At 40.1% G+C, this 16,206-nt stretch carries 10 protein-coding genes; 3 read left to right on the top strand and 7 right to left on the bottom strand.

All coding sequences use genetic code 11. The features are described 5' to 3' along the window. Positions 1-25 precede the first annotated feature (25 nt). Both FBB35_RS18090 and FBB35_RS18085 read right to left on the bottom strand, forming a co-directional pair. Positions 26-3,736: a PAS domain S-box protein gene (locus tag FBB35_RS18090; protein WP_174710813.1), complete on the bottom strand. Its 3,711-nt coding sequence runs from the start codon at positions 3,734-3,736 to the stop codon at positions 26-28. Between the two features lie 539 nt (positions 3,737-4,275). Then, a complete protein-coding gene (locus FBB35_RS18085) occupies positions 4,276-7,932 on the bottom strand; it encodes an NB-ARC domain-containing protein (protein WP_174710812.1) in 3,657 nt (1,218 codons plus the stop codon). Between the two features lie 308 nt (positions 7,933-8,240). Here FBB35_RS18085 and FBB35_RS18080 point away from each other — a divergent pair, with 308 nt between their 5' ends. Continuing rightward, on the top strand, positions 8,241-10,091 hold the full coding sequence (locus tag FBB35_RS18080) for an adenylate/guanylate cyclase domain-containing protein (protein WP_174710811.1): 1,851 nt from the start codon (positions 8,241-8,243) through the stop codon (positions 10,089-10,091). A 324-nt stretch (positions 10,092-10,415) separates the two neighbouring features. After that, positions 10,416-11,999 (top strand): alpha-amylase family glycosyl hydrolase, encoded by a 1,584-nt coding sequence (locus tag FBB35_RS18075; protein WP_174710810.1) that lies wholly within the window; start codon positions 10,416-10,418, stop codon positions 11,997-11,999. A gap of 82 nt (positions 12,000-12,081) precedes the next feature. Here FBB35_RS18075 and FBB35_RS18070 read toward each other — a convergent pair whose 3' ends face one another. After that, entirely contained in the window at positions 12,082-12,684 is a 603-nt protein-coding gene (locus FBB35_RS18070) for a hypothetical protein (RefSeq protein WP_174710809.1), read from the bottom strand. 154 nt (positions 12,685-12,838) lie between these two features. On the opposite strand from FBB35_RS18070, the gene FBB35_RS18065 reads away from it, so the two are divergent. After that, positions 12,839-13,510, top strand: a complete 672-nt coding sequence (locus FBB35_RS18065; protein WP_174710808.1) for a Coq4 family protein — start codon at positions 12,839-12,841, stop codon at positions 13,508-13,510. Between the two features lie 275 nt (positions 13,511-13,785). Here the strand turns inward: FBB35_RS18065 and FBB35_RS18060 are convergent, their stop codons facing one another. From FBB35_RS18060 to FBB35_RS18045, 4 genes are all read right to left on the bottom strand, one after another. Continuing rightward, entirely contained in the window at positions 13,786-14,160 is a 375-nt protein-coding gene (locus FBB35_RS18060) for a hypothetical protein (protein ID WP_174710807.1), read from the bottom strand. Next, entirely contained in the window at positions 14,150-15,157 is a 1,008-nt protein-coding gene (locus FBB35_RS18055) for an LLM class flavin-dependent oxidoreductase (protein WP_174713690.1), read from the bottom strand. Before FBB35_RS18055 ends, FBB35_RS18060 begins: the two co-directional genes overlap by 11 nt. A gap of 125 nt (positions 15,158-15,282) precedes the next feature. Further along, a complete protein-coding gene (locus FBB35_RS18050) occupies positions 15,283-15,645 on the bottom strand; it encodes a hypothetical protein (RefSeq protein WP_174710806.1) in 363 nt (120 codons plus the stop codon). A 248-nt stretch (positions 15,646-15,893) separates the two neighbouring features. Beyond that, on the bottom strand, positions 15,894-16,205 hold the full coding sequence (locus FBB35_RS18045; RefSeq protein ID WP_174710805.1) for a hypothetical protein: 312 nt from the start codon (positions 16,203-16,205) through the stop codon (positions 15,894-15,896). Position 16,206: the final 1 nt, after the last annotated feature.

Here is a 16,206-nt window from a genome sequence, read left to right as displayed (position 1 = left end):
CGGGTGTAAGTTTGTCGGCTTTAAATTATGAACTTGTCAGACTCATTTCTCCAAAATGCCCGATTACAACAGATAAAGTAGTCAATAAATCTGTCGCTGTGTAAGGCTTAGAAAGAAACTTATCAGCACCAACAGCAATAGCTTTTTGCTCGTTAGTGGGTAAACCACTGGTGGCAATAATCTTAATATTGGGGTTGAACGTTCGCAGGATGGAGATAGTTGTTAATCCGTCCATGTTGGGCATGGACATATCTAGCAAAACTGCACTAATTCGTTCCTTATACTGGGCATATAAAGCGATCGCCTCAATGCCATCATTAGCTACAAGGGTTTTGTAGTTATAATCTTCTAAAGTTTCCTGATTAGTTTGTTTTACTAAGTCTTCATCATCAACAACTAAAATCAATTCGCCATTACCTTTAGGTAATTCTGCCTTTGTTATTGTCTCGGTTGCTTTGCCTTCTCCTCTGGGCAAAAATACCTGAAATTGTGTCCCTTTACCTATCTGAGTTGATACTTCCACAAAACCACCGTGGTTTTTGACGATACCTAAAACTGTTGACAGTCCTAGCCCTGTACCTTTACCAACTTCTTTAGTTGTAAAAAAGGGATCAAATATACGCTCTAAGAATTCTGGAGGGATTCCCGACCCTGTATCTGAGACGGTAACAACGATGTAGCCTCCTGCTTTCGCGTCCAGGTGCATTCGGGCGTTTGTTTCGTCAATCATCCGGTTTTCGGCATTAATTGTGAGTATACCCTCATTGGGCATAGCGTCACGGGCATTGACTGCCAAGTTCATAAATACCTGTTCTAGTTGGGTGGGATCAGCTTGCACCATCCACAATGTGTTTATGGGAATGTCATTAACAATTTCAATGGATTTAGGAAATGTCTGTTTGATGACTTTGACCAATTCTTGGAGCAAATGCCCAGGTTGCAACAAGATGCGCTTCCCTTCTGTACCACGGGTAAAGGCGAGAATTTGTTTAACTAAGTTCGCTCCACGCTGCGAGCTGTTTTCTAGTGTTTTGAACAGTTCTTGAGTCCGCGCATCCACATTTTTACATCTCAAAGGCAGCAATTGGGCAATCATGATTATGGGAGCAAAGACGTTGTTGAGGTCGTGAGCAATGCCACTGGCTAGAATTCCTACACTCTCCAAGCGTTGAGCGCGGTAAAATTGTTGCTCTAGTTGTTTTTTCTCGGTGATGTCGGTATTGACTGATAGGATAGATTGGCTTTGTCCGAATTGATTGTGTATCAGTGTCCACCGACTAGCAACGATAATTTTTCTCCCAGTTTTGGTGGTTTTTTCTAACTCCCCTTGCCAAGAACCTTGTTCGAGAGTGGTTTTTAAACCAGCTGCTAGTTGAGACAAGGATTCTACCTGGAAAAGTTCATGGGCTAATTTCCCTATGCTTTCCTCTGCTGTCCAACCGTATAAGTTTTCAGCACCTCGACTCCAGAACAGAATGCGGTTTTCTAAATCGCGGACAAAAATGGCATCGGTAGCGATATCAATTAAAGCTGCTTGTTCGGCAATTTTCTGTTCGGCCAGCTTGCGATCGCTAATATTACGGCTGACGGCTGCTAGACCAATTAGCTGGTCGTTCATGTCTTTGATGCAAGAAACGCTGTAAACCATCCATAATGCTTCTCCCGTCTGGAAATGACGGAAACGAATTTCTAATTCCGCCCGTCCCTCACGCAAAACACGCGGGAAAAATTCATTGATGATAAAGTCCTGATCTTCGGGAAAGAAAAATTCTCTGACTGGCGTTTCTCTATATTGCTGAGTGTTATTCAGCCCGACTAGTTGCATACCCGCCGGGTTCAAATAGAATGGCACAAAATTCATATCACACATACCGATAAATTCCGTGCTGTTATCGGTCAGAGAAACAAATTTACGGATTTCAAGTTCCGATTGTTTGCGCTCGGTGATATCTATATTCACCCCAATCATCTGGAGTGGCTCATTGGTGATGTCATCATACAATATTTGACCCTTGCATACTGACCAACCAACTGTACCATCTGGGTAAATAAACCGGAATTCGAGATTATGGGGTACTTGCTGGTCAATTGCTCGCAAAACTGATTGATGCAGCAATTCGCGGTCTTCAGGGTGGACAATGAGATTTAAAAAATTTTCATAGCTGACATCAAAGGTATCAGGAGTTAGACCAAATAAAGTAAACAAACTCTCAGACCAGATAACCTGATTGGTTTTCAGATTCCATTCCCAAGGGCCAATGTTACCAACACTAAGCGCCAGTTGTAACCGTTGCTCACTTTCTCTGAGGGTTTCCTCAGCTTGTTTATGATCGCGTAGCGCGGCTTGGCGATCGCTCACATCCCGCAGTATTGCAAGATGACGATGTGGTATAAAATTTGCAACCGCCGCAAATTCAGTTTCTCGCACTGTGCCATCGGGACAATATAAGGTGAACTCACCCAACATTTGTCCTTGTTCGTAGAACTGTTGCCAAGCTTGGGTAAAATCAAATTCGGGTGCTGCAAAATCCGCGATTGTGGAACCTAACAGTTCTTCCTTAGATACACCAAAAAGCTTAGAGGCTGCTGGATTGACCTCTATATAGCGTCCCTCGTCATCGGCAATAGCGATCGCATCAAGAGCATGATCAAAAAGAGCTTTCCACTGATGTTCACGCTGCTGGAGTGCTATTTCAGTCTGTTTGCGCTCCTCAATTTCCCGTATCAAACGTACATTTGCTTGCAGTAGTTCAGCTGTACGCTCCGCCACCCGTAACTCTAATTCTTGTTGAGCTTGGCGGCGTTGTTTAACTTCCTGTTCTAACTGCTGGTTGCATTGTCTAAGTTTAACTGTTTGTTCCTCAACTTTTGCTTGCAAAACTTGAATTACCCTGTCTATTTTTAGGGGATCAAGTACTTGCAGGAGATTAGTTTGTGTCACCAGTCCTTGTAATTCGCTTTGTTCTCCAACTATGGTTAATCGCCGCACCTTTCGCTCTTGCATCAACTGGTGAACAGTCCATAAACATTCAGTGGGAGTGATGCTTAATACAGGGGTACTCATCACATCTTGCGCCTGGGTTTGGGCTATATCTAGTCCCTGTAAATGGAATTTAATAATATCTTTTTCAGTGATCATCCCTACCGGGATCAATTTCGTCTTCTGTTGGGCGACAATTACCACACAACTGATCTGGCGATCGCTCATAATTTGAGACAATTCCAGCACAGATGTAGTCGAGGGAGCATGAATAACTTCAGTTACCATTACTTCCGTCACACATTGCAATTTCAACAGGTGAACTGGTTGGATAACCTGACGAATTCTGTCTTGGGTAATTAAGCCTACCAATTGTCCAAGATCATCTACTACAGGTAGATGGCGAATACAATGTTGACGCATGAAAGATAAAGCTGTGAGGGCATTTTGAGCCTGAGACAACCTCAGGGTGATGACTGCTTGTGTCATCACCTCTGAGATTTTGACACTGGATAAATTTTTGCCCATCCCAGTCAGTCGGATTATATCCCGTAGAGTTAATATACCGACTAAGTTTGTTTCTTCAACTACTAAAACACAACTACTAAAATCAAACTTAGACTCTACTATACTGCTGTTTACCCTATTCATTAGAGCAATAGCATCAATAAGTGGGGTATCAGGTAATACAGTTAAAGGAGAACGTTCAACTATCTGCTCTAAAGTAGGTAAATCCACAGGAGAAAGTGATCGCATTAGTTTAGTCTGTTGGTTAAAGCAATTAAAGAATTGATTTCAAAAATCAGAGGATGACACAATAAGTTTAAAATTTATCAATCTTCAAGCCATTTTGACAAATTTTAGCTTTCTGGTTTAATCAAAGTTATGATTTTAAATTTTTGCTAAGGAACCCCACACGAATAAGTTACCTTTTTTAATCGCTGAACCCCTACTAATCAAGGTTAATTTTTTTCAAAAGGGAAGTTATTTCACTACTCCTAATGTATTTAAATAGTTTTTTGTAATTTGATAACTTTCTTATAGAAATGTATCAGATTGATTATATAACCTAACTTGTTAATTACAAAAGTGCCTATATAAGGTAAAAGCAAAGATAAAAGCTCTGAGGTTAAGCATAAAACCTTTGCTCGTGACTAGATGAATTGATTTGGGTAATTTTTGAGTAAATTTATTCCAAAAGTGGATGCTCCCGATCTGAATTGTCAGGACAAGCAAAACGGGGCAATTCATTAATTAATTGCCCCGTTTTGACTATTGTTTGCGTAATTCCTGAATTAAATCTCGAAGGCACCTAACGCTTTGAGAACATCTTTTTGAGCTGTGGTGATTCCTGTTACGCCTGTAATATTAGTTCCTTGATAAGGTCTGTCAGGATTCAGTATTTTCAAACATTTACCCGTTTGGGCATCCCAAATCTGAATAGTCCCGTTTTGGCTGCCACTAGCGATCGCATAATGTTCTGTAGATTTGCCATAAGCGATCGCCGATCGCATTGCATGAGGCAGAACAGGCAGCACTTTCAGGCAAACTCCTGTATGCCTATCCCAAATTCTCACTGTTTGATCTAAACTACTACTTGCCAAAATATCACCTTCTGGACTAAAGGCAACTGACCAAACACTATTACTGTGTCCCTGAAAAATATTGAGACATTCACCTGTATCAATTGACCACAGGCGCACTGTTTCATCTTCACTAGCGCTACTGAGGATTTGCCCATCTGGACTAAAAGCGATCGCCTGGACTCTACTAGTGTGTCCTTCTAAGATTTGGAGACATTCACCAGTGGAAATAGACCACAGGCGAATGGTTTGATCTTCACTACTGCTAGCGAGGATTTCACCATTGGGGCTAAAGGTAACGCACCAAATCCAACTGGAATGACCTTGCAAGATGTTGAGGCATTTTCCTGTATTGATAGACCATAAGCGAATGGTTCGGTCGTCACTGCCGCTTCCTAAGATTTGTCTATCAGGACTAAAGGCAACTGATTGCACCCAATTTATATGACCTGTCAAAGTTTGCAGACATTGCCCAGTGCTAACTGACCAAATACGGATGGTGCGATCGGCGCTGCTACTGGCCAGAAAATCTCCATCTGGGTGAAACGCTACGGAAGTTACCCAGCCACTATGTCCGGTGAATTTTTTCAGGCAAATCCCCGTAGTGACATCCCATAATCTCACGGTTTGGTCTGTGCTACCACTGGCAATTTGACCATCTGCATTAAAAGCAACTGAAAATACCGAATTACTATAGCCTTTTAAGGTTTTAAAGCATCTACCTGTGCTGACATCCCATAGCTTTACAGTTTGGTCTGTGCTACCACTGGCAATGGTTTGACCATCTACGTTAAAAGCAACTGAAAATATAGAATTGGTGTGTCCTGGTAAAATGTTCAGGCATTGCCCTGTACTAGTTTCCCAAATTCTGACTGTTTGATCGTCGCTGGCGCTGACTAGCATTTGGGCATCGGGGCTAAAGGCTACTGACCGAATGCGATCGCTATGTTCTTGTAATATATTGAAGCACTTTCCAGTGCTAAATTCCCAAAGTCGAATCGTGAAATCGGCGCTACCACTGGCTAGGGTTTGCCCATCTGGACTCCATGATACTGACCAAATGCGATCGCTATGTCCTTCTAAAATGCGATCGCATTCTCCACTAATTTTCCAAAGTCGAATCGTGAAATCGGCACTGCCACTTGCTAGAGTTTGACCATCTGGACTCCATGATACTGAGAGAATTCGATTGGTATGACCCGATAAAATTTTATAACAGTCCCCAGTGTTGACATTCCATAATCTTATTGTTGGTTCATCGCCTCCACTCGCGAGGATTTGACCATCAGCACTAAAGGCAACTGACCAAATTGAACTTGTATGCCCTGACAATGTTCTCAAACATTTACCAGTGTTGACATCCCACAGCCGAATCGTTTTATCACTACTACAACTTGCTAATAATTGCCCATTTGGACTAAAAGCAAGCGACCAAACCCAACCCAGATGTCCGGCAAAATTCACAACCAGTTGCCCAGTTGCAACCTGCCACAAACGAAGCTCACCTTCTGCATCTCCTGTAGCTAATAATGTTCCATCTGGACTAAAAGCAATGCCAGCAAACACCATACCAAAGATTTCAGCAAAAACACACTGACTCAAATCAGAATATTCAAAATTAACATTATGCAAATTTACATCTTGTAAATAGGCTTGCCAAATTGTTAAATTTGAAAAATTATAGTTAGTTAAAGTTGATTGCAATTGACAAAGTAAATTTAAAATATTACCACCTGCATACCCAGTTTTAAGTGATGATGTACCTCGTAACTTAGTTAAGCATTGAGTGAGCAGGTTCTCAATGACAAGTTCTTCGTTTGCTTCTATGAATAAGCGATCGAGTAATAAGCGTTCTAGAATCGGCTTGAGAATGAAACGAACTTGTGTTTCTCGCACATAATCTTTTGCTTGAGCTTTGAGTAATCCATGAGTTTTGAACAGCAAATTTTTTTGAGCGGCATTCGCTTCTAAACCTGCTAGAATTTCTTGACAAACTTGAGCGACCAATTTCTCAGTAGCATATTCCATTACCACAGGCTGAAGTGAAAACTGGGTCTGATGTTTTTCAATCAGTGTCGGCTTGGTCTTCTCAATTAAAGAGCGTTGCTCTAGTGATTCTAAAATATCAATTAATTCTTGGGGCGATCTACGTGGAAAAATATCCGATCGCAGTTCCGAAAAGGAAGCGGAATCGCGATAGATAGAAAGCCAATAAATAACCGTTTTTTCTGGCTCAGAAAGCCGTTCAAATTGCTGCTCAATGAGATTGCGAATATTCCCAAAAACAAAAGCTTGCTGGTTGAGGAAATCAGAAATACTGCCATCAAATAAGTTTTGAATTGTCGTCGCAATAATTTTCAATGCTAAGGGATTTCCGGCATAACCTTCAACTAGCCGATTCCATTCTTCTGTTGAGCCTTGAAAATTACCCTTTAACTGCAAAAGTTCTTGTACTTCTGCTTTTTTCAATCCACCCAATTGAAAAGCCCGAACGGGTAAGCTTGCTCCTTCTAAGAGGCGAACTTCTGGAGGCTGATCTCGGCTGGTTATAACTAAGCAGCTTTGATGGCGAATTTCTCCAACTTGTCTAAATATTTCGCCATAAGCTTCATAGCCTTCAATATAGGATGATTTAGATTTATCGTTATGTTGTAAGATGGTTTCAATGTTATCAAAAATTACCAGACAACGCTGCGATCGCAAATAATGTAACAGGCGCGAAATTTTGCCTTCAACGGTTTCTGGATAATCAATTTCTTGCTGATTAGATAATAATTTTAATAACTCGGTTAATATCTCTTGTACTGGTGGTGCATTTCGCAAACTCCGCCAAATCACCCATTTAAAATCACTCTGTAATTGTTGCGCCAGCTTGATAGATAGAGAAGTCTTTCCCATTCCGCCCATTCCTGACACAGCCACCAGCCGACACTGGTCAACCAAAATCCACTGCTGTAACTGAGCTAGTTCTGTTTGTCTTCCGTAGAAAAAATCAACATCGATAGCATCTCCCCAATCTTGATAGGAAGTCTTCACTTCTGCAACTAGTAGATTATCAGCAAATTTTACTCGCGTTTTTTCTTCAATATCTTGATTTGATTGTGCCGTCGCCCGCTCGATTGCTCTTCTGAAACTTGTTTTATTAACTTTTTCTCCTAACACTTCTGAAAGGAGTTTCCATAGCTTGGGGCCAACATCATGTTTTAAGTAAGTTGGTGAATACCCATAAATGTCGGCAATGCGATCGTAACTTTGGCGTTCCAAAGACCAAGACTCACGCAACATGGCTTGTTGGAGATCGCTTAAATGAACTCTTGACTTGGCAAAAACAAGAGCGTCTGTAAATGCGAGTGCTTGATCAATATCCATTGCTGCAATTGACAAAAGTTAAATGCACTTTAAATTTTATAATTAGAATGGCATAATTCATTTATCAGATAATAGCAAAAACAATATGCAATATTTTACAAATTCTTTACACAAGGCTTTGCCGTTGAGCAATAAACTAAGACGTTAACAAATTCTGGGGTTTAAGTTCCTAGGTTTCTCATCAGCAAGTTTTGTAAATATTGTCTTTCTCACCGTTGCAAAACTTAATTACGGGTTAAAAATTACGAATTATTTTAATATTTTCTAGGCTTTGCAAAAATTTTAACTAGTAAAAAACAGTTTTTCGAATGATTCAGTTATTAATTAATCGAATTTGGCAATCGCTTTCACGTTTACTGTTACAGAGAATTACTCTTGTACTCACGCTGATGTTATGTGCAGCGATCGCGATCGCAATTTCTAATATGTCTACGCTTTCATCGAGCTTGATTGAAGCCCAAGCAGTGCAAAATGCTGCCTTGAACATTCAATCATTAACTCAAGCTTTTGACCTCTACAGCGCCGCAGCCGCAGAGCGAGCTAAAGTTGTACCTGGAATTACCGTTACCCACGCTTACCTCAATACCAAAGGCGCAATCCCCCTACCCTCAACTTTTGCGATCGAACTAGGTGAGCAAATTAGTGAAAAAAATGCCGAAATGTCTGTAAGACTATATAGTAACTATCCATATCCTTGGCGCACGAAAGGGGGAGCAAAAGACGAATTTGAGAGCGATGCACTAAACTTCTTGAGAGAAAACCCTCGTCAAAAATTCTATCGTCTTGAGAAGAAAAATGGAAACACCACCTTGCGCTATGCACAAGCTAGCCTCATGAAAGCAAGTTGTGTAACTTGTCATAACACAGATGCTACTAGTCCAAAGAGAAACTGGGAAGTAGGAGATGTTGCTGGAGCTTGGGAGATATCTCAATCTCTCGATAATTTAGTAACCAAGACCAATCAAAGTCTCCAAGGAACCTTCGCCATGTTAGGCGGTATGTCAGTCTTAGGACTTTCAGGATTGACACTTGTTGTTGAGAAACTCCGAGAAAACAGCAGAAATTTAGAGCATCGGGTTAAAGAACGAACTACAGATTTAGCAGAAGCCAACACTGAATTAGAAAAAAGAAACCAATTAATTCGCCAAGTTTTTGGACGATATTTGAGTGATACAGTTGTTGCTAACTTGTTAGAAAGCCCGGAAGGATTAAAACTTGGTGGTGAACGCCGCAAAATTACTATCCTCACCTCTGACTTAAGAGGCTTCACCGCTCTCTCAGAACGCTTTCCACCAGAAGAGGTAATTCACATTCTCAACCTCTATTTAGAATATATGGCCGATGTGATTAATCATTACCAAGGCACAATTGATGAGTTTATGGGAGATGGTATTCTGGTCTTATTTGGTGCCCCAATCGCTAAAGAAGATGATGCCCTCAGAGCAGTTACTTGTGCCTGTGCCATGCAGTTAGCAATGGGTGGCGTTAATGAAAAGATGAAAACCCTCGGCTGGCCACCATTAGAAATGGGTATTGGTATAAATACAGGTGAAGTTATAGTTGGTAATATTGGTTCCGAAAAGCGGACTAAATATGGAATTGTCGGTAGTCAAGTAAATCTCACTTATCGAATTGAGTCATATACTAGTGGCGGTCAAATTCTCATTTCCGAGCAGACTTTCAAAGAAGTCGGATCAAGCATCAAAATTATCGGACAAAAGCAAGTTCAGCCAAAGGGTGTGAGCCAGACAATTACCATTTACGAAGTATATGGTGTGGGTGGAAGATACAATCTTTATTTACCCAAAGAAGAAGAATTATTTTTACCTGTTCCTCAAGAAATTCCGCTTTTATACACTATTTTGAATGAAAAGCAAATGGGTAATCCGATCTTTTACGGGCGTTTAGTCAAACTATCAGCAAAAGGAGCTGAATTACAAGTAGATATTCCCAATGAAGTACCACCAAAGCTAACTAATCTTAAAATAAATCTTTTCATATCTAAAAACTCAGCACAAGTCAGTGAAGATATCTATGCCAAAGTCTTAGAAAAACCGACAATTAGAGGAAAATTTTATATTCATTTTACATCTGTTCCTCCATCACTCATAGCTCAGTTTGATAACCTTTATCAGATAATTTCTCAAAAAGCTAATTAAAAATTTTAATTCCATAGCAGTTTTAAACTATTTGTAAAAACTCTATTTATTATCTCTCCGTATTTTTTGTGTTCCTCCACACTTTTTTTGCGTCCCTACCCTGCGGTCAGGCGTACCACTTCCCTGCGGGACGCTACGCGAACGTGGAAGCAAGCTACGCGTAGCGTCTCGTAGAGAAGCGCATCTACGTTTAAACTAAAATCTATCATCACAAAAGAAAGTCACTAACTTACAAAATCCCCCCACGGGTTAATTAAAATTTAAAGTGTTTTTTCTAACATCTAAAATGCATACTTCCATTTTCCTCTCACTGTGTAAATCCTCATGGCTAAAGTTGAAGAATTGGTACCCCAGCAACTCTCCGAAACAGACCTAAAACCACGAGGGAGAGTTTATCCGAGTCCTATCAGTTGGCGTGACCAGTTTTTGTATCAATTGGTATTAGATAGATTCAGTGATGATAATGAAAATCAAAGGGAGCTTTTTGACCACACCAATCTTGCAAAATTCCAAGTTAAGGATAAAGCCAACTGGATGGCAGCAGGGACAAAATTTGTTGGTGGTAATCTTAAAGGAATTAAAAGCAAATTAGACTACCTGCAACGATTGGGAATAACAACCCTGTGGATTAATCCACCTTGGCAACAACGTTCTGAGTTAGAAGCTTACCATAGCGATCGCATTCAAGAATTTTTAGATGTTGACCCGCACTTTGGCACCCGTCAAGATTTAAGAGATTTAATTGATGCTGCCCACGATCGCAGAATGTATGTAATCTTAGATGTAACATACAACCAGAGTGGTGAAAACTGGTTCAACAGAAATGATGTAATTGCAGCTTTAGCCAGAGTTTATCAATATTGGATTGCTCTTTCTGACTGCGATGGCTTGCGGATAGATAGCCTCAAGCACGTTTCTCCAGAAGATTCCCGCAAATTCTGCACAGCTATTCGTGAATACGCCGAATCTATTGGTAAAGACAACTTTTTACTGACTGGAGAAATAACCTCCGGTAGTATGGCTGGTGCTTACATAGACATTATTGCTCGCAACCTTAGTGCTGTATTAGATAGCGTACAAACCCCTAATGAATTGGCTGCATTCACCAAAGGGTTAGTACACCCCAAGCAATTTTTCGATTTGTATAGCGAAAACAATCTCGCTGGAGAATACCGCCAAATTGGGATATATCATGTCTCCATCTTGGATGATTATGAGATGTCATCCCGAACTAATAAGCAGCGATTTGCCGCATATAGTAATGTACCTAATCTCTATGAGCAAGTTGCTCATGCTGTTGGTGTGCAATTAACTATGCCAGGAATTCCTGCTATTTATTATGGAACAGAACAGGCTTTTGATGGGAATGAAGGTTATCACGATTACAGCATAGAAGGCGGAAGGTTTGCGGAAGATAGGTATATTAAAGAAGCAATGTTTGGCGGTGCTTTTGGCGCATTTCAAACAGCAGACTGTCATTTCTTCGATATCGACCATCCTACCTATTTGCGGATAGCTGCGATCGCACGAATTCGCAACAGCCACGATAAAATTGGTAAAGCATTGCGCCGTGGACATCACTACCTACGCGAAACATCTTTTTGTAACTCCCCCTTCTCGATTCCTGGACAAGGTGAATTAGTTGCTTGGTCACAGACTTTATTTGACACAGAAGTGCTGATGGTACTAAATACCAACGGCTTAGAAAATCGCGGTGCAGAAGTGACAGTAGATACTTATATACATCGCCAAGACTCGACCATGACCTTTTTATACAAAAGCGATTGGAGCGATTCATATTTACGCCATCCACCCCGCGACCAAACTGTAGCTGTGCAACATCATAACGACCGTCGCGCAACTGTACGAATTGATTTGCCTCCTTCTGGAATGGTGATTTTAGCGTAAGCAAACACTAGCATTTAGGCAAAGCTTTGGAATAAACTTTTACCAAAATGCTTTGCCCCTGCAATTAATAAATATCTACATTCTAATTTTTATCCAATTTTAATCGAAATCTTCTTAATGGTTTATAGCCTTCTTGTAGACAATTCGTAGGCAAATCATTGCCACTCACTTTAAAGTCAAAACATGACAAAAATAGATAGTTATGGCTGCCAACGAAATATCCGATACAGCCAATAATTAAAATAATCGCAAACAATTTTATAATCAGCTTTTTAGAAAGCTGAACAATATCTTCATTGATAATCGCAAAAATTATGTATAGGGTATAAGGTAGGCAAATTAGATAAACAAAAATTCCTAAGTTGAGACTAACTATCTTTCGCAAAGCACCCGTCGTAAAAACTTCATAGAAAGGTATAAAAGGCAGGATAAACCATAATGTAGGGATACTCATTAACAGTAATCCTTTCCATCTAATTGGTGAATGATTGCGTGGAAGTAAAAGGCACGCTAGGAGAGTTGCTGATGAAGCTACCCAAATCAAGAAGATTTTATCAAAGAAAATAACTTTAAAGGCTCCGAAGTTAAAGCTCAGATCCCACATACTTAGAGATAGTGTAATTGCAGCTAACAGGAAGCTCTTGATTTTTATATTAATCTGCTGCTCCATTTGTTGATCATTCATATATTTTCTGAGTTGGCGTTATTAATAAACATATTTATAGCAAAAAAAATCACTAAATACCTCTGAAGATTCATGAAAACCTGAATAAATATATTCCAATATTGAAGACTAAGATTTCAACTAAAAAAATTCTATCTAAAAGTAGAGAATTACTATGGAGAATGTAATTACTTACAACAACGATAAAGGACTCCTTGCTTACATTCAATTTCTAGCATCTAGTGTCCAAAAAATTGGAGAAGGTAATACTGATAGAGTATTTGACTTCGAGGACGCACTCGACCAAACAGAAATGGCACAGCTAGCTGTTGATGAATTAAAAAAAATCCCTGAAATCAACGCTTTGTTTACAGAACGCTGGCTACCAGCTCCTTTCAATTTAGATGATTTAGCCAAACTCCCAGAAGGAACACTAGGTCATGTTTATGCCAGAGAAATGAAAGCTAGAGGATTTGATCCCTACTTTTATAAAAAAGTTCCTGTTGTTGATGACATTTCCTATCTTAAAATGCTTTGGAGATCCACCCATGACATATATCATGTAGTTGCTGGATTTGACACAAATGTAATTGGTGAAATTGGTCTACAAGCTTTTTTCTTAGCTCAGACTCCAATTCCCATCAATATCATGCTTTTGAGTTTTGGCATGGTGATGATTAGCCTTTATCAACCTACTAATTTGAAAGATTTAATGACAGAAATATCTCGTGGCTACAAGTTGGGATCTCACACTCCAGGCAAGTTTATCGCGCAAAAATGGGATCAACTTTGGGATGTACAAGTTAGCGAAATTCGTGAGCATCTGGGAGTAAATTCTATTCCGTAAAACTGCTATTTATTTTGATGCAGGTTCGACAAACCTCTCCCTACCTTGAACTTTAGTTCAAGTCTGTTCCTCTCCGACTCGGAGAGGGACGGTTTTGTGTAGTAAAACCAGGGAGAGGTATTTTGATTCAGCTAATTAGGTAGATACTATATGAGCCGTCGAATTCATATTAATTTGAGAGCAGCTTTGATAAAAATTGCAACACCCTGCACTTTAGGAGTACAGGGTGGAAGACAGCTATATTTTGTGTGATTCCCAGAGTGTGCCTATTTACCTCACAGCCAATCTCGATAAGCAGATATTTCATTTACGCTGATTTCAAATGGCATCCCTTTTCCAAATGGCGGATAAACGCGGATTTTGCCATTGCTAGCAAACCGTTCTAACCTATTACCCAATTGGGCAATATTGCTGACTATATGCCAGTAAGATACTAAGTCAGGGCAATCAATAATTAATGTTAGGATGCTAGCATTTGTTGTGATATACCACTGACAATTAGATAACAGTACTCGCGTAATGCGATCGCAAGCTAGAAAAAAGCATCTGCCAGTAGACTGTTCTAGCTCCATTTGCAGCATTCCATCCTGTTTCGTTACCTCAGTTGGAGGTAAATCATCAGGAGGAAGCTGGTAAAGTTTAGAAGACATAATTTCGCACTTCTTGGTTGTAGCGCGTCAAACTCTCCAGGTTTTTTTGCAGATCCGAAGACGAGGGTTTGAGGGCTAGGGTACTTAAATTTAATTCGTCCTGAAATTTCTTGATTTTGTCTCGACAAGTCTCCACATCACCGATAATTGAGTTCTCAATCAAATAATCTTCGTCGAAACAGATGTTTGTGCGATCAAATGGTTTTTGGTTGGGATTCGCACTATTTTGCAATACTTCAGCCGTATTAGCCTTCATTTTCTGACTAAATTGGCGGATGAAAGGCAATGCCTCACTCACTGCTTCATCAAATGTTTTGCCAACATAAAAAAAGCGTGCCAGCACGAAGTTTTCTGCACCACTAGAATTTAAGGCTCGATATTTAGCAACAGTATCCTTCAATCTGTGTAGGGAGAATGGCGGCCCACCCATTAAGCTGAAGGAATGTTTAGCAGCAAACTCGATACCATCATCGCCGCCAGTGGCAACATAGACTGGGACTTGACTCTGCAATGGTTTTGGGTAAATGGTTAAGCGATCGCATTGATAATACTTGCCCTTAAATGATACATCAGTTTCATATAAAAGCTTTTGAACCAGTGCGATCGCCTCTAGCATCTTGGGACGGGCTTCACTTGGGAGTGTCGCAAAATGCTTATTTTGTTGGGGAAAGGGGCCGCCTTTGGCAACTCCAAATAATAATCGTCCATTGCACAGGTTATCTAGAGTGGCGATATCCTCAGCTACCCGAATTGGGTTATGGAATGGCAGTAACACCGCCGCAGTGCCTAATTGGATAGTTGAAGTCATTCCCGCCAAGTGTGCCATTAACAGCAACATAGACGGGCTGAGATTGGATTCACTAAAATGATGCTCACTCACCCAGGCTGACTCAAAACCTAAACTTTCTGCCTGTTTTATCAGCGCGACTTGCTCAGAAATGGCACGACGAGCATCTTGGTGATAATTATCGTAATTGCAGAAAATTCCAGTTTTCATTACTTGCATTAATACTTTGTGCTGGCTAATCTAGTGGTTGATAGGTTCGTAGTAAGCACTTTAGTGCTTAAATATTTGATAATTTTAGTCCTCAATTCTCACCTATCAAATCATCCGATAAATGACTAATTTGCAACCCACTGCAACTCCAACCATAGGCGTGGATTATTATGTTTGACCTTCGACATCGGATCGCGCAACAATCGTTTGGCATTCATGCAAACTACTTGCACTAAACCCATATTGCCTGCAACTTCTCTGAGTATTTCTTTGTGGGCTTGCACACAGGAAATCATTTCGGCAGAGCAATAAATTCCTATATATTGCAAGCGTCTAGCAGGCCGTCCCCAAAAACAGGTGATGACTTTCACATAACACCCGTCTAGTAATTCCCCAACTTGTGGGTAGTAGTGGTTGAGGACTCTTGTGAATTCTTTGGCTAAGATATCTTCAGCAATCATTGGAACTGATATTTCTGTAGCGTCCATCACGCTATTTAATATAACATAATTTTATCAATTAAAGATGACAAAATACCTTACAGGGCTTAAATAAAATATTAAATATTACAGAAAAAAGAGGTATACCTATTTGGTATCACCTCCGATTTGCGTAAAGCATCTTTATATTGAATAAAATATCAAAGTAGCCTTGCTGCAAAAACTTTGATATCAAAAATTATGAATTCAAATAAAATGTCTTTTATTAGTACATTTTAAAATTGAATTCTTAATTACTATCGAGCATTGCGTTCACAAACTAATACTTCTGCTATGATATCCGGCACATTTCCAAAGTCTGTAAATCCTTCAGAACCACGAATTGGCGATATAAATGTATAGTTTGGATCGCACGCTCCAGTGTCATACACTTGAATAAACCACCTATCGGGAAATCCTTCTACACCCAATTCTACAGTGTACCAACTCTCACCAATCAGACGAGAGTTAAAGATTGTAAACCACTCCCGATTCTCTTCTGAAATATTCCAATCTGCCATGAGCAGTTCTAAAGCAATTTGCCCCGCATCTGTTGAAGTCAACAACATT

Source organism: Nostoc sp. TCL240-02, from assembly GCF_013343235.1.
Classification (GTDB): domain Bacteria; phylum Cyanobacteriota; class Cyanobacteriia; order Cyanobacteriales; family Nostocaceae; genus Nostoc.
Note: the sequence above shows the minus strand (reverse complement) of the source record. Positions and strands in the feature narration are given on the sequence as shown.